Annotated in this window: 22 protein-coding genes; 4 read left to right on the forward strand and 18 right to left on the reverse strand. The window is 63.4% G+C overall.

Going from position 1 to position 21,481, the window contains the following annotated elements; translation table 11 throughout:
- Positions 1-6: 6 nt before the first annotated feature.
- Genes ACO08C_RS03010 through ACO08C_RS03030 form a run of 5 tightly spaced genes read right to left on the reverse strand, consistent with a single transcriptional unit; the run spans position 7 to position 4,824 of the window.
- A complete protein-coding gene (locus ACO08C_RS03010) occupies positions 7-645 on the reverse strand; it encodes an ABC-type transport auxiliary lipoprotein family protein (RefSeq protein WP_421787421.1) in 639 nt (212 codons plus the stop codon).
- Entirely contained in the window at positions 642-1,598 is a 957-nt protein-coding gene (locus ACO08C_RS03015) for an MlaD family protein (RefSeq protein ID WP_421787423.1), read from the reverse strand. The genes ACO08C_RS03010 and ACO08C_RS03015 overlap by 4 nt, the downstream gene beginning before the upstream one ends.
- Positions 1,599-1,601: 3 nt before the next feature.
- Positions 1,602-2,375: an ABC transporter ATP-binding protein gene (locus ACO08C_RS03020; protein WP_421787425.1), complete on the reverse strand. Its 774-nt coding sequence runs from the start codon at positions 2,373-2,375 to the stop codon at positions 1,602-1,604.
- Positions 2,372-3,514: an MlaE family lipid ABC transporter permease subunit gene (locus tag ACO08C_RS03025; RefSeq protein ID WP_421787427.1), complete on the reverse strand. Its 1,143-nt coding sequence runs from the start codon at positions 3,512-3,514 to the stop codon at positions 2,372-2,374. Before ACO08C_RS03025 ends, ACO08C_RS03020 begins: the two co-directional genes overlap by 4 nt.
- A 41-nt stretch (positions 3,515-3,555) precedes the next feature.
- A complete protein-coding gene (locus tag ACO08C_RS03030; protein ID WP_421787429.1) occupies positions 3,556-4,824 on the reverse strand; it encodes an MFS transporter in 1,269 nt (422 codons plus the stop codon).
- On the opposite strand from ACO08C_RS03030, the gene ACO08C_RS03035 reads away from it, so the two are divergent.
- The 3 genes from ACO08C_RS03035 to ACO08C_RS03045 are packed head-to-tail and all read left to right on the forward strand — an operon-like array spanning position 4,823 to position 7,916.
- Entirely contained in the window at positions 4,823-6,124 is a 1,302-nt protein-coding gene (locus tag ACO08C_RS03035; protein WP_421787431.1) for a glycosyltransferase family 4 protein, read from the forward strand. The two genes, ACO08C_RS03030 and ACO08C_RS03035, sit on opposite strands and share 2 nt — an antisense overlap.
- Entirely contained in the window at positions 6,118-6,834 is a 717-nt protein-coding gene (locus ACO08C_RS03040; protein WP_421787433.1) for a class I SAM-dependent methyltransferase, read from the forward strand. Before ACO08C_RS03035 ends, ACO08C_RS03040 begins: the two co-directional genes overlap by 7 nt.
- Positions 6,831-7,916, forward strand: coding sequence for a hypothetical protein (locus ACO08C_RS03045; RefSeq protein ID WP_421787435.1), 1,086 nt, complete (start codon positions 6,831-6,833; stop codon positions 7,914-7,916). Before ACO08C_RS03040 ends, ACO08C_RS03045 begins: the two co-directional genes overlap by 4 nt.
- Here the strand turns inward: ACO08C_RS03045 and ACO08C_RS03050 are convergent.
- Together ACO08C_RS03050 and ACO08C_RS03055 are read right to left on the reverse strand one after the other, a co-directional pair.
- The gene (locus ACO08C_RS03050) at positions 7,885-8,541 is read right to left on the reverse strand and encodes a class I SAM-dependent methyltransferase (RefSeq protein ID WP_421787436.1); all 657 of its coding nucleotides are present in this window, start codon (positions 8,539-8,541) and stop codon (positions 7,885-7,887) included. The genes ACO08C_RS03045 and ACO08C_RS03050 overlap by 32 nt on opposite strands.
- On the reverse strand, positions 8,492-9,118 hold the full coding sequence (locus ACO08C_RS03055) for a hypothetical protein (protein ID WP_421787437.1): 627 nt from the start codon (positions 9,116-9,118) through the stop codon (positions 8,492-8,494). The genes ACO08C_RS03050 and ACO08C_RS03055 overlap by 50 nt, the downstream gene beginning before the upstream one ends.
- 128 nt (positions 9,119-9,246) lie before the next feature.
- Between ACO08C_RS03055 and pip the strand changes: the two genes are divergently transcribed.
- On the forward strand, positions 9,247-10,215 hold the full coding sequence (pip, locus tag ACO08C_RS03060; protein ID WP_421787438.1) for a prolyl aminopeptidase: 969 nt from the start codon (positions 9,247-9,249) through the stop codon (positions 10,213-10,215).
- Here pip and ACO08C_RS03065 read toward each other — a convergent pair.
- The 11 genes from ACO08C_RS03065 to ACO08C_RS03115 form a co-directional block, all read right to left on the reverse strand.
- Positions 10,212-11,564 carry a sodium-dependent transporter gene (locus ACO08C_RS03065; protein WP_421787439.1) on the reverse strand — a complete coding sequence of 451 codons (1,353 nt, stop codon included), beginning with the start codon at positions 11,562-11,564 and terminating at the stop codon, positions 10,212-10,214. The two genes, pip and ACO08C_RS03065, sit on opposite strands and share 4 nt — an antisense overlap.
- A gap of 92 nt (positions 11,565-11,656) precedes the next feature.
- Entirely contained in the window at positions 11,657-12,802 is a 1,146-nt protein-coding gene (gene rodA, locus ACO08C_RS03070) for a rod shape-determining protein RodA (RefSeq protein ID WP_421787441.1), read from the reverse strand.
- A complete protein-coding gene (gene mrdA / locus ACO08C_RS03075; protein ID WP_421787442.1) occupies positions 12,802-14,661 on the reverse strand; it encodes a penicillin-binding protein 2 in 1,860 nt (619 codons plus the stop codon). Before mrdA ends, rodA begins: the two co-directional genes overlap by 1 nt.
- Before the next feature lie 4 nt (positions 14,662-14,665).
- A complete protein-coding gene (gene mreD / locus ACO08C_RS03080; RefSeq protein WP_421787444.1) occupies positions 14,666-15,181 on the reverse strand; it encodes a rod shape-determining protein MreD in 516 nt (171 codons plus the stop codon).
- The gene (gene mreC, locus ACO08C_RS03085) at positions 15,178-16,119 is read right to left on the reverse strand and encodes a rod shape-determining protein MreC (protein WP_421787446.1); all 942 of its coding nucleotides are present in this window, start codon (positions 16,117-16,119) and stop codon (positions 15,178-15,180) included. Before mreC ends, mreD begins: the two co-directional genes overlap by 4 nt.
- Before the next feature lie 29 nt (positions 16,120-16,148).
- Positions 16,149-17,189, reverse strand: a complete 1,041-nt coding sequence (locus tag ACO08C_RS03090) for a rod shape-determining protein (protein WP_421787448.1) — start codon at positions 17,187-17,189, stop codon at positions 16,149-16,151.
- A 106-nt stretch (positions 17,190-17,295) separates the two neighbouring features.
- Positions 17,296-18,012, reverse strand: coding sequence for a TVP38/TMEM64 family protein (locus ACO08C_RS03095; RefSeq protein WP_421787449.1), 717 nt, complete (start codon positions 18,010-18,012; stop codon positions 17,296-17,298).
- Between the two features lie 52 nt (positions 18,013-18,064).
- Entirely contained in the window at positions 18,065-18,580 is a 516-nt protein-coding gene (locus ACO08C_RS03100) for a hypothetical protein (RefSeq protein ID WP_421787451.1), read from the reverse strand.
- A 72-nt stretch (positions 18,581-18,652) separates the two neighbouring features.
- Complete coding sequence (locus ACO08C_RS03105; RefSeq protein ID WP_421787453.1) at positions 18,653-19,108, reverse strand: YybH family protein; 456 nt, start codon at positions 19,106-19,108, stop codon at positions 18,653-18,655.
- A 28-nt stretch (positions 19,109-19,136) separates the two neighbouring features.
- Complete coding sequence (gene miaA / locus ACO08C_RS03110; protein WP_421787455.1) at positions 19,137-20,072, reverse strand: tRNA (adenosine(37)-N6)-dimethylallyltransferase MiaA; 936 nt, start codon at positions 20,070-20,072, stop codon at positions 19,137-19,139.
- Positions 20,069-21,454 (reverse strand): Do family serine endopeptidase, encoded by a 1,386-nt coding sequence (locus ACO08C_RS03115; RefSeq protein ID WP_421787457.1) that lies wholly within the window; start codon positions 21,452-21,454, stop codon positions 20,069-20,071. Before ACO08C_RS03115 ends, miaA begins: the two co-directional genes overlap by 4 nt.
- Between the last annotated feature and the right edge of the window lie 27 nt (positions 21,455-21,481).

Below are 21,481 nucleotides of genomic sequence, written 5' to 3' on the forward strand. Positions count from 1 at the left end.
GGCCGATCAATGCTCGTGTTCGGGATCGTGATGGATCGCAACCTGCTCGGCGGTCCATTGCGCCACCGACGCCATCGCTTCCTGCGATGCCGCGTCAAACGCCGCGACAATGTCGCCGATCGTGTTGCTGCTGGCGACAGATTGCGCGCCGATGGCGTCCACCGCGACGAGACGGCGGTCACTCGAACGGATGAGCCTTGCCCGCAGGCGAACGATAACCGTCGGCGGCTGATCCGGTCCCCGAAGGTAATTCGCCTCGAACGAGCGGAGTTCGGTCGCAAGCTCGAATTCCGAACGCACCCCGTCTTCCGGGCGCGAAGCAATAAGCGTCGGCTCAAACGCATCCATCGATTCAACAATCAGGTCCTGAACCAGACGCGGCACCGGCGTGATCCATTCGGCGCCCTCGATAAAGACGAGCTGACCGCGTTCCTGCGACATGGCGATCATGTCGTTTGACAAAGCGCGCGGCGTCAGCGGCCGCTGCACGCCGATGATCACGGCTTCCTCGCGCACTTCGCCGGAGGGCTCGGGAGTCGACAAGCGATAGACCGTCGCTGGTACGGTTTCCGGAAGGAAGCTGATACATCCGGACAGGAACAGGCTGGTGCCGATCAAGCCGGCGGTGAGCGTCTTGCGGATCATTGGGGCACCTCCACAGTACGGCGCGGTTCGCCGGAGATTAATCCGGCCGGATTGTCTTCGATTTCCATCGCGATGCGATCGAGCGTCGCGATCAGCCGGCGGAGATCTTCCATGGTGCGGGTGAATTCGTCGGCGCCTTCGTTCGACAAGCGTTCGACAGCCGGTTGCAGCGTCGCCATCAGCGCTTGCGCATCGCGACCTGCAATGTCGATCTGCTGCGCCGCCAACGAGACATCGACAGAAGCCCGCTGCAATTCGTTTGTCGCCAGCGCCGATGCGTCGCGTCCGAAGATTTCCAGCGATCTCGCCGCCGCGCCGACATCGACAGCGGTCGTTTCAAGCTGGCGCACCGCGGTCCGGATTTCTTCCACCAGCGCGTCTTCGCCGGCCAGGCGCTCGGATATCTGCTCGACATTGTCCAGCGTTTCGGAAATGCGCGCCAGGTTTTCTTCATTGAGCAGCTCGCTCATTTGAATCAGCGCAATACGGGCTGCTTCCAGCGCGTCCTCGCCGCCGGCGACGAGCGATTCGATTTGCGCCTGCTCGGCATAGATGCGGGGCGGATCGCCGCGGCTCGTCGACAACAGGCGCTGCGCCTCGGCGGTTCCGCCGGAAATCTGGATATAGGACAGTCCGGTCAGCCCCTGTGGCTCAAGCTGGGCGCTGGAGTCGACACGCACCGGCGTTTCGGCCTGCAGGCGCACGCGGGCGATCACGCGGTTCGGGTTCTGCGGATCGAGCGAAATCTGGGTCACCTCGCCGACCTGGATGCCATTGAAACGCACTTCGCCGGCCTCCCGCAGTCCGCGGACAGGTCCGTCGAAGACAACATCATAATACGAGTATTCCTGTTGGAAGGTCTGCTGTCCGAGCCAGAGCACAAAGAAGCCGCCCGCCAGAACGAGGAAGACGACGAAAAAGCCGACAAGGGCGTGATGGGCTTTGGTTTCCATGACCTAGCCTCCCTGAACGCGAGCCGCGATCCGGCCGCGCGGTCCGTGAAAATATTCCCGGATCCAAGGATGGGAATGCTGTTCCAGTTCCTTGATCGGGGCAACAGCGGCCACGCGCTTGTCAGCCAGAACGGCCACGCGGTCGCAAATCGAATAGAGGGTGTCGAGATCGTGCGTCACCATGAAAACGGTGAGGCCGAGCGTTTCCTTCAGATCCCGGAGCAGCATGTCGAAGGCCGCCGCACCGATCGGATCGAGGCCTGCCGTGGGTTCATCGAGAAACAGGATTTCCGGATCCAGCGCCAACGCCCGGGCGAGACCCGCCCGCTTTCGCATGCCGCCGGACAGTTCGGAAGGGTATTTCGGTCCGGCTTCCGGACCGAGGCCGGAAAGTGCGATTTTCATGTCGGCGATCTCGATCATCAGCCGCTTCGGCATTTTCAGATGCTCGCGCAGCGGCGCCATCACGTTCTCGCGGACCGTCAGGGACGAAAACAGCGCGCCGTGCTGAAACAGCACGCCCCAGCTGGCCTCAAGCTCACGCCGTTCATCCGACGGCATGGCGCTGAGGCGTTGGCCGTTGAAGTAGATTTCGCCCGCATCCGGACGTTTGAGGCCGATGATCGTGTTCATCAGCACCGATTTGCCGCTGCCGGACCCGCCGACAAGGCCGATTACCTCGCCGCGCCGGACTTTGAGATCGAGCCCGTCGTGAACGACGTGCGATCCGAAAGCCGTGCGCAATCCGCGCACCTCGATGATGACGTCTTCGCTCATATATCGAGCTCCAGATACATCATGGCGAAAATGGCATCGACGACGATGACCATGAAAATGGATTGCACCACCGACGCCGTGACACGCCGGCCAAGGGATTCAACATCGCCGCCGACCTGCATGCCTTGCTTGCAGCCGATGATGGCGATGATGAGACCGAAGACCGGTGCCTTCGACATGCCGACCCAGAAATGGCTGGGGGTGATCGCATCATTCATGCGGGAGATGAAGAAACCGGGCGAGATGTCCAGCGTCGCCCAGCTCACCATCATGCCGCCGAAAATGCCGGCCATCATGGCGCCGAACGTCAGAAGCGGCGCCATGATCACGCAGGCGACGACGCGCGGAATGACGAGCGCCTCATAGGGATCCAGGCCGAGCACCCGCATGGCGTCGATTTCCTGCTGCATCTTCATCGAGCCGATCGACGCGGTGAACGCGGAATCCGAGCGTCCGGCGAGCATGATCGCGGTGATCAACACTCCAAATTCGCGCAAAACGGAGATGCCGACCAGTTCGACGGTGAACACGGACGCGCCGAATGTCTCCAGGAGGTTGGCCCCCATGAAGGCGACAACGGCGCCGATGAAAAAGGTCAACACCGCGATGATCGGCAACGCGTTCACACCGGCTTCTTCCATGACGTAAAAAGCCGGGGTCCATCGGAAACGGTGCGGCCGGACAAGGAGCGACGCGAAAGTCGTGATCGTGCGGCCGAAGAAACCAAACGTGTCCACCGCTTCGCGATAGAAGGCCTCGAGGCCCGCGCCAACGCGTTCAAAGGCGCGGACGAAACCGTAGCGCTCTTCCGGTGCATCCGGTTCGCAATCGATGGCACGCTCTATCAGCTCGATGATCAACCGTTTCGCGGTCGGGTGCTCGCCGCGGAAATGCCAGTCCGCCGTGGGGCTTGAACACTGATGAATAGTGCGGCCGAGCAGAAAGGCGCCGGCCGTGTCGATCCGGCCGATGCCGGAAACGTCGATGACGACCAGTCCGGCATCGTAGCTGGATTCGATCCGCTCGATATCGCGGTAAACCGGCGTCACATTGCTGATCACCCAGTCGCCCTGCGGGACGACGATGATCTGCCGCCCCTCTTCGCGAACGCGGATGTCGGCAGGTTTATCGGACGCCATAAGCACTCCCCTCCCGGTCCTCATAGGCGATTCATGCGGTTTCAGGGAGTACGCATTCGCAACATTAATATTGAAAAAACGCCGCCGGCGGCCGCGGGAATCGCCATGAACGCAAATCCGGCCGTCCCGAAGGCGTGGTAGAGCGGTCCGGAGAGCGCGCTGGTCGTGGCAAGCGCGATACCGCCGGACAATGCCGAATTGGCGGCCTGTGTGCTGGCCTGCAGACGATCGGGCGCGTGCTCGGTGGCAAACCGCAAAATCCCGAGATAGGCCGAAGAGAAGGTCAGGGCATGCATGGTTTGCAGCACGAACAGCATGGCCAACGGCGGCGCCAGGGCGGTCAAGCTCCAGCGGGCGATTGCCGCGATCGCGGCGATCAGCATGAGCTGCCCGGGCTTTAGCCGGCGCAGAAAGCGCGCGGTCAGCGCCAGAAAGACAATCTCGGCAATGACCCCGGTTGACCAGAGCAGGCCGACGGTCTCCGCGGCAATGCCTTGCGCTTGCCAGCTCAAGGCCGAGAAACCGTAATAAAAGCCGTGGCTCGCCTGGATCATTGCCGACGCGGCCAGTGCGAACATGAAGGGTTGTGTCAGCAATAGGCGGAGCGGTATGGGCTCGGGCCTTGTGCCGGTCCGGGCGTGCAATCCCGGCGGAATAAAATAGCTGGCGGCGACGGTCAGCGCCGCCCCGGCGGTCATCCAGACCAGCGCGGCTTCGCCCCCGAACTGGCCGATCAGCGCCCCGGCGCCGATATTGCCGATGATGAAGGTGGCCGATCCCACCGCGCGCTGCGGTCCGAAGGCAAACCCTTCACGGCGCGAAGACCAGGCGGCGAAGGCGTCCATGAGCGGAATCTGGCCGCTGAACAGCGCTCCGGCGATCGCCGCCAGAATCGTCAGCAGTGCAGTATCGCGGAAGGGCGCCACGACCAGAAATCCGGCCAACCCAGCCCAGGCAAAGCCGATGACGGCATCGCGGCGGCGGCTGCCCTTGTCCATCCATGCGGCCCCGACGGGGGCCAGTACGGTCCGGCCGATCATGCCGCCGGCCAGCGCCAGCCCAATCAACTCCGCCGACAATCCGCGCGTTTCCAGCCAGACCGGGAAGTAAGGAAGGAATGCGCCAAAAGCGAGATAGAAAGCGCCGTAAAGCGCGGCAAAGCGGATGCCCGCAGGATGAATGATCCGCCCGTCCATGCCCGCCGCGATAACCGGTTCCGCCGGAAATGGAAAGCCTGTTGCAATCCCGGCTTTGCAGTGCCGTTCAGCGCCGCTAGGTTCGCCCGACACAAAAAGGTGAACACTGTTCATGGATCGCGCCCTCGCCGATATTTCCCGTCAACTCGACGCTGCCCAACCGCCGGAAGGCGAGACCCTCAGCCTGCGCCGCCGGCGGGTTCTGCTGACCGGTTACCGGTCGCATCCGCATGTCGGGGGCCAAGGGGTTTATCTGCGCGAGCTCGCCATCGGCTTGCGCGATCTGGGGCATTCGGTGACGATCGCATCGGGACCGCCCTATCCGGAGGTTCCGGAAGGGGTCGCGTTCGTCGGCTTTCCGTCGCTCAACCTGTTCGAGGAAGCCAATGCCTTCCTGGCGTTACGCTGGAAGCATCTCGCCTCGCGCGCCGACCGATCGGAATGGCTGGCCCACAACACCGGTGCCTTCGGTGAGCTCAAGGCCTTTGCACTGCGTCTTGCGGCCTGGCTCGAATCCCGCGCCGGCGCATTCGACGTGGTGCATGACAATCAGACGCTGGCTTCGCCATTTGTCTCGATCCGGCGCCGTTTGCCGGTAGTGGCGACCATCCATCACCCCGTGGCGATCGACCGCGAATTCGCCGTTGCCGGTGCCCGCAAACGCATCGACCGATGGCTGACACGGCGATGGTACGGCTTCACCGACATGCAGGCGCGGACGGTGCGCGCCCTGCCGCATCTGCTGGCGGTGTCCGAAGCCGCGCGCGACAGTCATGCAGAACATTATGGCATGCCGCCGGACAAGGCGGAGATAGCCCACAACGGCCTGGATCACGATGTCTTTCATCCTGATGACACGGTTCGCCGCGAGCCCGGCCTGATCGCCGCGACGGCCAGCGCCGATGTGCCGATCAAGGGGTTGGACGTCCTGATGTCAGCGTTCATCCGCCTGGCGCACCGTAATCCCGCTGTGCGGCTGGAACTGATTGGCCAGCTCCGCGACGGGCCGGCCAAGCAATTGCTGACAGATGCGGGGCTGCTCGACCGGGTGAAAATGCGGTCGGGCGTGAGCCGCGAGGCCATCGCCGATTTGTACCGCCGTGCGAGCGTCGTCGCCTGTCCGGCGCGGTTTGAAGGCTTCGGATTCCCGGCAGCTGAAGCCATGGCCTGCGGCGCCCCCGTCGTCGCCAGCGATGGCGGCGCGCTGCCGGAAGTGGTCGGCGAGGCCGGACGGATCGTGCCGGCCGGAAATGTCGACGCGCTGACACTGGCGCTCCAGGCCGTACTCAACGACGCGGCGCTCGCCGCTGACATGTCACGCGCCGGTGCCGATCGTGCGCGCAGTGCCTTTTGCTGGCGACAACACGCGCTGGCGGCCAGCGCGCTTTACGAGAAGGCGATCGCCGGGTGCTGACCATCGATCTCGACCGCCTGCACCTGGAAGACGGGCACCGGGTGCTGGATCTCGGCTGCGGCCGTGGCCGCCATACGCATGCCCTGTACTCGCAAGACCGGCCGGTCCACGTGACCGGGCTGGACCTTTCGGAAACGGATGTGATGGCGACCGCGGACGGGTTTTTCGATCTGCCGCCCCCTCCCGCGTCCAAAGACCGGTCCGGCACGCTGGTCGCGGGCGATGCGCATCACCTGCCCTTCGCTTCTGACCGGTTCGATGCGGTCATCTGTTCGGAAGTTCTGGAACATGTCGGCCATCCGGACGCGGTGATCCGCGAGATCGACCGGATCACGAAGCCAGGCGGACGTGTCGCCCTGTCCGTGCCGCGCTATTGGCCCGAACGGATTTGCTGGAAGCTGTCCGAGGGTTACCGCAATACGCCGGGCGGCCACGTCCGTATTTTCCGGCATGACCAGTTGCACGCTGCGGCGCGGCGCGCCGGGTTACGCAAGACCGGCCATCACTGGGCGCATGCATTGCACAGCCCTTATTGGTGGCTGCAATGCGCGGTGTGGGATATCCGCGAGGAGCACGGGCTGGTCAATGCGTATCGCCGTTTTCTCGAATGGGACCTTCTCAAAGCGCCGGCACTGACTCGCGGGCTGGAAGCACTGCTCAATCCGGTCATGGGCAAGAGCCTCGTCATGTATTTTGTGAAGCCGGTATGAGCATGCTGATCGACATTCAAGCGGCCGCTGATCGCATCGAAGCCCTGCAGGCGGAAGATGGTGCGATCCCCTGGATCGAGGCCGGGCTGTGGGATGCGTGGAACCATGGCGAGAGCGCGATGGCGCTGGCGATCGCCGGGCGCGAAGATGCCTGCGAGAAGGCGCTGATCGCATTGTTCGACCGGCAGGAGGCCGATGGCGGCTGGATCGGCGAGCTTGGCGCCGGTGTGCCGCTCGACGATACCAATCGCCATCTTGTCGTCGACAATCCGGCCCGGGCCCGCGACACGAATTTCATCGGCTATTCGGCCGTGACCGTCCTGCGCTGCGCGCTCGCCCTCGACCGGCCGGACTGGCTGGCGCGTTTCCGCGACCCGGTGAAGCGGGCGATGCGGGCCGTTCTGGCCTGTCAGACCGGCGATGGCGATATCGTTTGGCGGCAGCCCGAAAACGGGGAGACGCCGGAGAGCATTGACTCGCTGCGGGCCGGCAATGCCTGTCTTTACAAGAGCCTCGAATGTGCCATCCGCATTGAGCGGCTGCTGGGCGGTCATACCGCGGACCTCGCCGCGGCGCGCGGACGGCTGGCGCAGGCGCTGCACGACCGGGACTGGCGGTTCGACCGGAAAGCGACCGACCGGCGGCGATATGCGATGGACTGGTATTACCCGGTGCTATGTGGCGTGCACACGCTGGAGGAATCGCGTCAGCGCCTTGAGGCGGGCTGGAGGCGCTATGTGGTGGACGGGCTGGGCTGCCGCTGCGTGGCCGATGAGCCCTGGGTGACAGCGGCCGAAACCGCCGAGCTGGCCCTGGCGTGCCGGGCCGTGGGCTGGAGCGCCAAGGCGCGCAAGCTGATCCTCGACCTTGAACCCCTCGCCGCGCGATCCGGCGGCTATTGGATGGGCTGGCAGTTCGAGGAAAACATCCTGTGGCCACAGGAACGTCCGTCCTGGACGGCGGCTGCCGTCGTTCTGGCCGCCGATGCCATTGAGCAGCTGACGCCGGGCAGCGATCTGTTGGTGACGGCGCTGGCCCGTCAAAGCGGGCTTAGAGACGGCGCAACACCTCCAGCGTCCTGATCCGCTCGACCGGCTCATACTGCTTCGACGCCACGGCCTGCTTCCAGATTTCGTATGGCGGGCGGCCGCCATCTTCCGGATTCGGAAACACGTCATGGATGGCCAGGATGCCGCCAGGCGCGACCTTCATGGCCCAGCCGTCATAGTCGGCCTGAGCCGCTGTCATCGAGTGTCCGCCGTCAATGAAGACAAAGCCAAGCGGTGTGGACCAGTAGGCCGCGATGTCCGCCGATTTGCCGACCATGGCTATGACCCAGGGCTCAAGTCCGGCCGCATAGATATTTCGCCGGAAGGCCGGCAGCGTATCCACCGCTCCGGCCACCTCGTCATAGAGCTCGGGATCGAAATATTCTTCGCCGGGTTGATGCTCTTCCGAACCGCGATGATGGTCGATCGAAAACAGCCGCGTGCCGGCCGCCTTTGCTGCCGTTCCCAAATAGAGCGCAGACTTGCCGCAATAGCCTCCGATTTCGAGAAACGGGCCGAGGCCGGCGGTAGCGACCGCATAGCGCACAAGAGCTGCGCCCTCCTCGGGATCGAGAAATCCCTTGATCGATTGCGGGTCGGTCAATGCGTCAGCTGGCGGGTGCGTCACGCAAGGCGCGCCGGCGCTCGGCGAGCGCATCTGCGGCTCCGCTCAAGCGTTGTGCGGCCAAATCGAGTGTGCCGATTTCCGGTGACAGGTCCGCGGTGTGGGCCAGGTTCTCATTCACTGCGCGAAACAGCGAAATGGCCTGGCGGGTATCGCCGATCGCCCGCTCCAGGGCAGCTATGTCACCCGACAAGCTCGTCGCCGTGAGACCGGCCGCGGCGAGCACCTCCTCGCTTGTCGCGGCCAGCGCGAACACCATGGATGTCGCCTCGGCAAGATCTGCGCGAGCCCGCGTCTCGAGGCGGTCGGGTCCGGCATCGTGCAGGCCGGCCGCCGTGAAATAGACGGTAAGCCGTTGCGGGCTCGAATTCTCGCTGCGGCCATTAAACAGCATGCCGGTCAATCGCTGGACCGTGGCGCCGTGATCTTCGGCCACCCAGCCTGCGTCATGGAAGTGCGCGTCGAAGGCCTCTGCCTGCCGGCGGAGCGATTGCTGCTCTATCGGGAGGCTGGATGTTCCCGAGACAAATCCGTTCGATCCCATCGGCGTGGCGACGCACGCGGACAGTCCCGCCATGCAGGCACAAATCAGACCGATACGAACCATCATGTCTCCAACCCAAACAGATACGGCGTTAATGCAACCGTTTTGCCAACAACGTATTGCCAGCACTTGCCCCGTCGCTAGTGTGCGATGAGAAGACCTTGTTTTGCAAGGTCAATTGGAACGGATGTGCCTTGCAAAATCGTGAAAAGCGCCGCGGTTACTATCCAGCGATAGAACCCTACCGGACATTTCGCCTCAAAGTTGCCGGCGGACATGATCTGTATGTCGAGGAATGCGGGCGAAAAGATGGCCTTCCGGCGGTAGCGCTGCATGGCGGACCGGGGGGTGGCGCCAGTACGCAGATGCGGCGCTTTTTCGATCCGGAGCGCTATCGCATCGTGTTGTTCGATCAACGCGGCTGCGGGCGCTCGAAACCGCATGCATCGCTCGACAACAATACCACCTGGGACCTGGTCAATGATGTCGAGGCGATCCGTGAGGAACTCGGTATTGACAAATGGGTCGTGTTCGGCGGCTCGTGGGGATCCACATTGTCATTGGCCTACGCCCAGACGCATCCCGACCGTGTGCTGGCGCTGGTCCTAAGAGGGATATTCCTGAACACAAAGGCCGAGCTGGACTGGTTCTACAAGGATGGCGCCAACCGCCTCTTCCCGGATGCCTGGGACAAGCTGGTATCGCGGCTTTCCGAAGACGAACGCAATGACGTGCTGCAGAGCTATCATGACCGCCTGATGAAAGACGATATCCGGGCGCGCCGGGAAGACGCCATTGCCTGGGCCGACTGGGAAACCTCGCTGATTTCCTTCGCGCATCCGGAGCCGCCGGCCGCCAAGCATCCCGAACGCGCCGATGCGATCGCCCGCATCGAAACCCATTATTTCGTGAACAAGGGCTTTTTCGGTACCGACAATCAATTGCTGGAAAACATGCCGAGGATTGCGCACATCCCCGGCTATATCGCGCAGGGGCGCTATGACGTGATCACGCCGCCACTGCGCGCCTGGGATTTGGCCAAAGCCTGGAACGGCAATGCCCGGCTCGAATTCATTGCCGATTCAGGGCATTCCGCCGGCGAACCCGGCACCATCGACGCCCTCGTCCGGTTCACGGACGAGGCCGCCGAGCGCTTTGGCTAGCCGAGGCCGAGCAGGTTGTTGAGATAGCCGCCGGTGAAGCGGGCATCGAGACCCAAAATAAGCACGATGCCGACCGCGAACGGCACGATGTAGCGCATCATGATGTGGAAGAAGGCGAACATGCCATTGGACGCATGCTGCATCTCTTCACGCAGCAATTTCTTGGGCACCACCCAGCCAACGAAGACGGCGATCAGGAACCCGCCGAAGGGCAGCAGGATTTCGCCCGACAGGACATCGACGAACTGACCGGCGAAATCCGACGACCAAACCGCACCGGCCCCGATCATGAAGGCGAAGCCGCCGAGCATCCAGGCGATCTGGGGCCGCCCGAAATCGGAATGCTCGTCGATGAAGGCCACCGTGGCTTCCAGCAACGAGATCGAGGAGGTCAGTGCGGCGATAAAGGCCAGGAAGAAGAAGGCACCGCCGATGAAATCGCCGCCCGGCATGCCGGCGAACACGTTTGGCAGGGCTTCGAAAATCAGGCCCATGCCAGCCGCCGGGTCGACGCTGAACGCAAAGACAATCGGGAAGATCATCATGCCGGCGATCAGCGCCACCATCGTATCGGCGGTGGAAATGATGATGCCTGAGGATGCGATGTTGGTATCGCGCGTCAGATAGGAGCCGTAGGTGATCATGATCGCCGAGGCGACACCGACCGAGAAGAAGGCCTGGCCGAGCGCCGAGACGAAGGTGCCGCCATCGACCTGCGAGAAATCGGGGCGGAACAAATACGCGAACGCTTGGCCGGTCGCGCCGCTCTCCAAGCCCGTTACGACCGCATAGATCGTCAGGCCAATGAGGGTCAGGAAGAAGATCGGCATCAGAATGGTAACGACCCGTTCAATACCGCCCTTCAAGCCTTGTGAGACGATCAGAACCGTGATGAGCATGAACAGGGCGTGCCAGCTCAAGCCCCACCAATTGGACCCGGTAAACGGAATGGCGTCCTGTCCGAAACCACCGGCAAATCCGGCGGCGGAAAACGCCATCACCTGGCCGGCGATCACCGAATAGGTGGTCAGCACAAGGAAGCCGCCGGCCATGCAGACCCAGCCAACGAAGGACCAGTTGGCCGACCGGCCGGCGTCCTGAGCCATTTTCCGGGTCGACGAGACTGCAGATTTCTGCGCGTGACGGCCGATGGCGAATTCCGACATCAGCACCGGCAGCGCGATGAAGGCGACACAGGCGATGTAGATGATGACGAAGGCCGATCCGCCATTCGCGCCGGTCTGGAACGGAAAGCGCCAAAGATTACCGAGGCCGACGGCCGAACCGACCGCAGCCATAATAAAGGCAAATCGCGAAGACCACTGGGCGTGCCCCACTGCTCCAGCCATATTCATTCTCCCCTGTTATCGGGCGGTCTCCCCCGCCAGCATTGGCGCGGAGCCTTCCTCATCCTGCAATCGCGGTCAACAAGCTCTAGCCGTTAACCGAACAAGCCGGCTCCGCGCGGCGGATCGGCGTTGCGGTGAATGTGCGCGCCGAGGATCAGCCCGAACCCGAAGAGCACGGCCATCATCACGGTCCCGCCATAGGAGATGAGCGGCAACGGCACGCCGACCACGGGCAACATTCCGGTGACCATGCCGACATTGATGAAGATGTAGAGCGCGAGGGTCGTCACGATTCCCATGACCGTCAGGCGCAAGAAGACGGATTTGCACGAGGCGGCAATGGCCACGGCATTGGCGAGTACGAGCGCGTAAAGCGCCAGCACCGCCAGCGCGCCGATCAGGCCGAATTCCTCGCCGAGTATGGTGAAGATGAAGTCGGTCTGTTTTTCCGGGAGGAAATTCAGCTGGGTTTGCGTGCCCTGGACGAAACCGCGCCCCGTCAGGCCGCCGGAACCGAGCGCAATCTTGGACTGGATGATGTGATAGCCGGCGCCCTGCGGATCGGCTTCCGGATTCAGGAAGGTGAGGATGCGTTGGCGCTGATAGTCTTCCAGGCCGAAACGCAGGAAGGCGGGAATGGCAATCGCGGCGGCGATGATACCGCCGATGATGATGCGCCAGCTCAATCCCGCCAGGAAGACGATGGCGCCGCCGGTCACCGCCACCAGTACGGCCGTGCCGAGGTCGGGCTGGTTGAGGATCAGCGCGACCGGTGCGCCGATCAGCAAGGCCGGGACCAGCAAGCCATAAGGCGAGTTGATCTTGTCAGGCGGCAGGTCGTGATAGAAGCGCGCGAGCGCCAGCACCTGCGCGATCTTCATGATTTCGGAGGGCTGCATGCGCACGGGCCCGAGATCGAGCCAGCGCTGCGCGCCATTGATGGTGACGCCCAGCACCTCAACGCCGACCAGCAGGCCCAAAGCCCCGAAATAGATCGGATAGGCCATGCCCATCCAGAAGCGCGGCGGAAACAACGCAACGGCCAGCATGACGGCGACGCCGACGCTGAAGCGCGCGAGATGGCGGCTGGCCCAGGGATTCCACTGGCCTTCCGCGGCGGAATAGAGCATCGCGACCCCAACCGTGCCGAGCAGCAGCAGGAGCAAGACAATGCTCCAGTTCAGCTCGAACAGCTTTTCCTGGAAGGTACGCGGGACGGTTTCGCGGAAGACAGCCATCAGGCGGGCTCCCGTCCATTATTCATCGCTACGAAGGGTCCGGCCGATGCGGGATCGCGCTCGATCAGCAGGCGGAGAATGTCGCGCGCGGGCCGTGCCGCGGCACGCGATCCGCCGCCGCCATGTTCGACCACGGTTGCTACTGCGTAACGCGGGCGGTCGGCCGGCGCGTAGCAGATAAACATGCCATGATCGCGCAATCGCCAGGGCAATTCGTCCTGGGTGCGCACACCGGCCTCTCTTTCGGCGCGCGTGATCGAATAGACCTGCGCGGTACCGGTCTTGCCGGCCATTTCAATGCCGGGAACCCCCAGCCCGCCCAGCGAGTAGTATGACGTACCGGCGGGTTCGTGGACGACGGCCCGAAGACCGTCCCGGACGAGATCGAGATTGGCGGCATTCACCGCCAGCGGTTCGCCGCGATCGATGGGCTGATCGCGATAAAGACGCGGGGAGACCGTGCGGCCCGAAGCGAGCCGCGCCGTCATCAGGGCCATCTGCAGGGGCGAGGTCAGCATGGCCCCCTGCCCGATCGCTGTGATCAGGGTTTCACCGCCGGCCCACGGGCGGCCATAGGTCGACAGCTTCCATTGCGGGTCGGGCACAATGCCCGCCGAGACGCCAGACAACCCGATATCCGGGGCGCTGCCAAGCCCGAAACGGCGCGCGGCCTCGGCGATCCGGTCGATCCCCAGCCGTTGCGCGATCTCGTAGAAATAGACATCGCAGGATGTGATGACCGCGTCGCGCAGATTGACCCGGCCGTGACCTTCGCGCCGCCAGCAATGGAAATCGCGATCGCCGAACGGAATGCTGCCGCGGCAAGTGAAGCGTTCTTCGGGACGTACGACACCGGCTTCCAGCGCGGCCAGCGCAACGACCGCCTTGAATGTCGAGGCGGGCGGATAAGTGCCCTGCAGCGCCTTGTTATAAAGCGGGCGGTATTCGTTCTGATTCAATGCGTTGAAGTCGGCGTGGGAAATACCGGTGACGAACAGGTTCGGGTCAAACCCCGGGGTGGAGACCAGCGCCAGAAGATCGCCATTCTCGACATCCATCGCGACCGCGGCGGCGCTTTCTCCTTCGAGGCGCTCGTGGGCGAAGCGCTGAACCTCGGCATCAATTGTCAGCTGCACGTCCTGGCCGGGCGTCGCCGGGACGGATTGGTCCGGCAATTCGCGGATGACGCGGCCAAAGGCGTTCACCTCGACCTTCAAAGAACCGCGTTCACCGCGCAGCGTTTCCTCGCGGGCGGCTTCGGCCCCGGTCCGTCCGATCCGGAAGCCGGGATGGCGCAGCAGCGGGTCGTTTCCCGCCACGTTTTCAGGTGCAGGTTGGACGTATCCGAGAATATGCGCAAAAGACGCGGCCGATGGATAATCGCGCACTTCCACCACGTCCGGAATAATGCCGGGAAGCTCTGGCGTATGCAGATTGATCGCGGCAAAGCTGCGCCAGTCGAGATCATCGCGGATGGTGACCGGGCGGAAACTGACGGAGCGGCGGACATTGGCCAGAATACGTTCGCGCTGTTCGGGGGTGATGCTGATGATCTGCCCCAGCCGGTCGAGCGCGGCTTCGGCGTCGCCGGCCTGCTCGGGGATCATCACGACGCGATAGCTATCGCGATTTTCGGCCACCGGCACGCCGAAACGATCGAGGATGCGGCCGCGGGATGGCGGTGTCAGGAGGAAGTTGAACTGGTTGTCCTCGGACAACAGCCGGTAGCGCTCGGTCTCGATGACCTGCAATTGGTGCAACCGTGCACCCAGCGCCATGAAGGTAACAGCGCCGCCCGCGCCCATCATCAGGGCGCGCCGGGTAAATCTGAGTTGCTGTTCCTGACGGTCGGATTTCATCGCGTCACGACCCGAAAGCGCCCCGCAAATTGCGGCGGCGGACAAACAAAAGGGCGATCAAGGGAAACATCAGGCCAGATGCGACGGACTCGATCAAGAGCGGCCGGACAGGGGCCATCTGTCCGATGGCAAAACTGCCGGCCGCCCAAGCCACCGGCACCGCAATCACCAGCGTTACCAGAAAGCGAATCCAGACCGGTCCGATCTCACGGGTCGGGCCATCCTCGTCGCGGTTGCGGGTGATCGTCATGGCGGTGAGATAGGCCAGCGCCCAGACGCCCATAACACCGCCTGACAAGACATCCTGGAGGATGCCGACGATGAAGATGACGACCGGCGGGATAAAGCGAGGCCGGATGGTCGACCAGATGAACAGAGCGATCAGCGGCAGCATCGGCATCAGGTCCGGGCCGCCAGCGATGCGTAATGGTGCGGCATAGAATGCCAGGGACAACATCAGGCTGATCACCGCCCAGATCATCAGCCCGTAAGGCGGGCGCGATTCCATCGATGGCCTCATGGCCCGGCCTCCGCCGTCTGATTGGCTGCGGGCTCACTGTCGCCGGCCGGGTCCGGGGCTGCCTGCGTCTCCACAGGAATAGTGGGCAGAGGCACGTCCGGCGCTCCGACCGCTTCGTAGGGAAACACCCAGACGAAATCGATCGGCGCCTGATCGGAAAACAGCCGGACGCGCCAGCGGCCTTGCCGGTCACGCTGGGCGAGACCGATCGGCAGGCCCCGCGGCATGCCGCCATCGTCGCCGGATGTGACGATGCGGTCGCCATCTTCCAGATCGGCGTCACGGGCGAGAAATTCGAGCCGCGGATAGGGTGAGTTGTCGCCGACCAGCACCGCGCGGGCGTTCGAGCGATCGGCCATCACCGGGATGCGGCTGTTGAGGTCGGTCAGCATCAGGACGCGTGCAGACACCTCGCCGGTTTCCACGATGCGGCCGATCATGCCGTAGACATTGAGCACCGGATCGCCATCCTCAACGCCGCGCCGCGTGCCTGCGCCGATCAACCTCGACTGGACGAAGGGACCGTCCGTATCGCCCAGCGTCCAGGCGCCGACGCGCGCATTGGTGGCCGGCGTATCGACATTCAGCGCCTGCTCATAGAGCTCAATCTGGTCGCGCAACTGCATCGCCAGATCCCGCCAGTAACGGGTCTCGTCGAGCCGGCGGCGAAGCCCGGCATTTTCTTGGGCCAGACCCGCCTGTCGACGCCAGTAGGGCCCGATATTGCTGATCCCGCGGACCGGCGCTGCCGCGAGGTCCAGCAAAGGCGCCGAGAGATCGGTGATGGTGGAGCGGATGTTTGCCAGCAGCGGCGGACGGTCCTGGGGGCGATCGAACGCAATCAGCAGGATGGTCAATATGAAGAGGGCGACGGTGAATGTCCGCGAATAGCGGACATCGCCGTCATCATTTCGCCTGGAGGATCCGCCGATCGCCAAGGCGATGCTCCTTTTTCAACGCTCGAGGATTAAACTGCCTCGGACAGGATAGGCCGCCAAGTCCTAAGGTTTTCCACCGCCTTGCCGCAGCCCATGACCACGCAGGACAAGGGTTCGTCGGCGAGGCTGACGGGCAGGCCGGTGCGCTCGCGCAGCTCGGTGTCGAGATTGCGCAAGAGCGCTCCGCCACCGGTCAGCACAATGCCCTTGTCGACAATATCGGCGGCCAGTTCCGGCGGTGTTGCCTCCAAGGCCTGTTTGACGGCTTCAACGATCTGTTCGACGGGTTCGGAGAGCGCGTCGGCAATCATCGCCTCGGTGACCGCGATTTCGCGCGGCACGCCATTCATCAGGTCGCGACCCTTGATCTCTAGCGACAGCCCCTCGCCTTTCGGCGGCGGCATGGCGGACCCGATTTCCTTCTTGATCCGCTCGGCCGATGTCTCGCCGATCAGAAGGTTCGCCGAACGGCGGATATAGTTGATGATGGCTTCGTCCATCTTGTCGCCGCCGACGCGGACCGAACGTGAATAGACAATCCCGGACAAGGACATGACAGCGACTTCGGTGGTGCCACCGCCAATGTCGACGATCATCGATCCTGTCGGCTCATCGATCGGCAAGCCGGCCCCGACAGCCGCGGCCATCGGTTCGTCGATCAGAAACACTTTGCGGGCGCCGGCCAGGCGCGCAGACTCGTGAATCGCGCGACGCTCGACCGCGGTGGCGCCCGACGGGACGCAAATCACCACTTGCGGTGACACAAAGCTCTGGCGGTTGTGCACCTTGCGCACGAAGTAGCGGATCATTTCCTCGGCGACGTCAAAATCGGCGATCACACCGTCGCGCATCGGCCGGATGGCTTCCACATTGCCCGGCGTCTTGCCGAGCATCATCTTGGCTTCGGCGCCGACCGCCTGGACGTGCTTGCGGCCCTTTTCGACCTTGTAGGCCACCACTGACGGCTCGTTCAGGACGACGCCGCGGCCTTTCACATAGACCAGCGTGTTGGCCGTACCGAGGTCGATGGCGATATCGGCCGAAAGGAGTCCGAAGACACTGTTGAACATGGGCGCGCGTCGTTTCTGCTTTCGCCGGAAAGGCGATCCTGTTGTTGTGGGATACCCTTGTGCGACGGTGCCGCGCGGATTGCAAGCGCGGCTTTGCAGCCACGCGTCAAGCCTCTTCTTCGGTTTCCTCAGGCTGCGGCAGGCGGCGCCGTGCCACCAGCATGATGGCGATCCAGATCACCAGAGCGGCGACCAGCAAACCGCCGGCCAGCAACAGATTCTGGCCCGACAAAAGCGTCAAAAGGCTTTGCCCGGTCAGCCCGACGACAAGGATTTTAGGCGCTGTGCCCAGTGCCGCCCCAATGATGAATGCCCAATAAGGGGTGCGCGAAGCGCCGAAGGCCATGTTGACCACGATGAACGGGCCGGACGGCACGATGCGGACAAAGGCGCTGGCGAACAGGCCGTTACGGCCCACGAATTCCGCGGCGCGGTTCATCCAGTCGCCGCCGAACCGCTTCAGGAGATCGGCCCCAAAGCTCCGGCCCATCCAGAAATTGACAGATGCGGAACACAGCGTGGCGATCCAGGCATAGGCAAAGCCGTAGACGGGGCCGAAGGCGACCATGGTCGCGGCCATCAGCACGAATTGCGGCGCGCCGAACAGCGACATGAGTATGTAGACCAGAATGGTCAGTGGCAGCGCGTACCACTGGCTCGCCGTGGCCGCAAAGACCTGGCCGAGATCGTCCGCGCTGGCATCGAAAAACATCTTGCCGAACACGAACACCATGGCCACCGAGGCCAACAGCATCAGCGACACCATGGCGGCCCGCTGGGCACGGGCATCCATGTTCAAAATGAAATGTACGAAACGGTTCATCATTCAGGCCGCGGGGGTTTCAAGCCGCCCCATATCATGGCGGCCAGGGCGATCAATCGTTTGACCCACGCGGGCGGGCATCCGGATCAGGCTCACCGGCGGCGATGCGCGCCAGTTTCGAGCGCTGCCGCGCCAAAACCGCCAACTGCTGGTCCAGCACTTTCAGGATTTCGCGCGCTTCCTGTTCGTCGATCTCGCCAGGCGAGCGCTCGGTTTCGCTCAAGGAATCCATAAGCGCCGCGATATTGCGGGCGTGCTTGCGGCTGGCTTCGCCGGCCAGGGCCAGCCAGTTGGCATCATCGGATTCGTCCAGCGGCATGAAAATACCGCCGGCCAGATAGGCCAGATCCTTGGCCGCCGCAGTCGCTCCCGTCGCTTCTGTCAGGCGCGCAATGCGGGCATAGGAGATTTCATTGCTCGAATCCGGATCGGCCAGCGCGTAAACGCGGGTCCGGGACAATTCGAGAAGTTCCATCACCGCCGGAACGCCGCCGGCTTCCTCGAACAGGGCGGCGACCACAGACTTCGGTTCGCCATACGGCCGTTCCTTGACGGGCTTGAAAGCCATCGGATTCGCGCTCCTGTCCGTTTTGCACTGCGGCAAACCTAGCCAAAAAGCGCGAAGTCGCAAGCGAGCGCGCTAGTCAGGACCGAGGTCTGGCGGCGGCGTATTCACGTTTCCCGTGTCGAGCACATAGCGCCAGCCATCGCCAGTCAGACGCCAGACGGAAACATAGTTGCCCGTCGCGCTCGGCGGGCTGTCGCGTTCTGCATCGGGGTGATAGCTCCAGTCCCCATAAGTCACGGCGAAATCGCCGGCTGCGCCGGCATAGCCGCCACGCGGTTCCCAATGCAGCAATCCGGTGGCGCCCTCGCGCGCCGCATAGATCGCATCCGGACCAACAATGTCATCGGTATTGGGCTGGATCAGCCGCGCATCATCCGTCGCATAGCGGCGAAATCCCGCGGCCACGCCGTGTTGCGCCGCATAGGCGGCAAAATCGCGGTCGGCTTGCATTGCCCCTTCGACAGCGCTGTCGACAACTTGCGCGGCCGTCATGGCCAGCACGCCTGCGACCAGAAGCGAAACAGTCATCGGCATTTCCCCGGCTTCGGCTGCCCGACTATCCGCGGCAATTCCCGAGACGGAAAATCACATTGTCGATATCTGTCTGACGATACGGAAAGGTGACACGGGGCCAACCCGCCATGCGGTTGCGGAACCAGGTCAGCTGGCGCTTAGCGTAGCGGCGGCTGTCCTGCTTGGCCTGGGAGATGGCATCTGCCATATCCAATTCACCGCGAATAAACGCGATCAGCGGTGGCACGCCGATGGCCTTCATCGCCGGCAGATCCGGATCCAGATCCCGATCGGCAAGCGTGCGCGCTTCGTCGAGAGCGCCGGCCGCTATCATCGCGTCGAAGCGCGCCTCAATCCGGCGATAAAGCTCGGCGCGGTCGATGTCCGTTACCAGCCCGGTCCAGTCGCCGGCCGCCAGCGGCGGCGCGGTGTCAGCCTGAAAGGCTGTGATCGGTTGACCGGTTTGCAACCCGATCTCGACGATCCGGCGGAGCCGTTGCAGGTCATTGGCGTCAATACGCTCGGTCGCGGCCGCGTCAAAATTCCGTGCCGCTTCTTGAAGGGGACCATTACCCCCGGCGGCAATTTCATCGGTTTTCGCCCGCGTTTCAGCGGAAATCTCCGGCATTTCGGCCAGGCCTCGTGTCAGGGCTTCGAAATAGAGGCCGGTACCACCGACCAGGATCGGCCGGCGGCCGCGGGCACGAATCTCTTGAATCAGGGATAGAGCCTGGCGCTGCCACCAGCCCACCGAGGCGCGCTCGGCCGCGTCCAGCACGCCAAAGATATGGTGTGGTACGCCGCCTTGCTCGTCCGTGCCGGGACGTGCGGACAGGATTTGCAGGTCCGCATAGAGCTGCATGGAATCGGCATTGACGATCTCGCCATCGACGGCTTTTGCCAGCCTTATCGAAAGACCGGTCTTGCCCGACGCCGTCGGCCCGGCCAGCAGGATGATACTCGCGGCTCCGGTGCTCACCGGCGGATCGACTGGAAGACGAACTGCCCGCCGCGATTGAGCTGGAACAGGGCCACCTCGCCATCGTCGTATTCTTCGAGCAGCGCGGTGGCCGCCGCCAGCGTCTCGACGCGCGTATAGGCAATCTCCTCGATGACGTCGCCGGCGCGGGCTTTGCCGGCGGCATCGCTTAATGGATCGACCGCGACAATGAGCACGCCCTCGGCATCGGGATGCACGCGGAACCGGCGGCGCGAGGCGGGATTGAGTTCGGCCAGCGTCAGGCCAAAAATCTGACCAGAGGCGACATCGTCACTTGGCGTCGGAGCCGGCGTGCCGGCTTCCCGCCGGTTTTCCACACGGCGCGCGATCGTCGCTGTCAGCGTTCGGCTTTCGCCACGCCGCAGCACTTCGATTTGGACGTCGCGGCCGATTTCGGACTCCGCGGCCAGGCGCGAGAGAACCCGGTCGTCGGCGATCTCGAAGCCGTCGAAACGCAAGACGATGTCGCCGATCTCAATACCGGCTTCGTCGGCCGGACCGCCAGACGCGACGTTCCGCACCAGCGCGCCACGCGGGCGGTCCATACCGATGCTCTCGGCGATCTCCGAGGTGATACGCTGGGCGCTCAAGCCGAGATAACCGCGGCGGGTTTCGCCATATTCGATGAGTTGCCCGACCACGTGCTCTGCGATGGTCGAGGGTATCGAAAAACTAATGCCGACACTGGTTCCGGTCGGTGAGTAGATCAGCGTGTTCACACCGATAACGTCACCGTCGAGATTGAATAGCGGACCGCCCGAATTGCCGGTATTGATCGCCACGTCGGTCTGAATGTAGTCGTCATACTGGCCGCCAGCTTCGCGGCCGCGCGCCGAAATAACGCCCTGGGTCAGCGATCCGCCAAACCCGAAAGGATTGCCGATCGCGAAGACCCAGTCGCCGACCCGCGCCGCATCGGAATCCCCGAATGCCACTGCCGGGAAATCCTCGTCGGACGAAACGATCTGAAGCACAGCCAAATCGGTATCCGGGTCACGGCCGACCAGTTCGGTGGGCAGGGTGCGGCCGTCGACCAGCGTCACCTCGATCTCGTCAGCACTGTCGATGACGTGATTGTTGGTGACGACAATGCCGGACGGGTCGATGATGAAGCCTGAGCCAAGCGAGTTGGCAATGCGGGGGGCGTCCCCAAAGAACTCATTAAAGCGCTCGAGCGGCGATCCCTCCGGAAAATCCGGCAGATTGCCCTCATCATCGCCCATGCGCTGCACGGTTGAAACATTCACGACAGCGGGTGAAAGGCGCTCGTTGAGATCGGCAAATCCCTCGACCGGGAATCGCTGGGCTTGGGCCTCGTTGGCCATCAATACAATCAGCGAGATTACCGCAAATAAGCGCATCTTTGACTCCGGATACTGGATTTAAAC

The organism is Hyphobacterium sp. (assembly GCF_965229905.1).
Lineage (GTDB): Bacteria > Pseudomonadota > Alphaproteobacteria > Caulobacterales > Maricaulaceae > Hyphobacterium.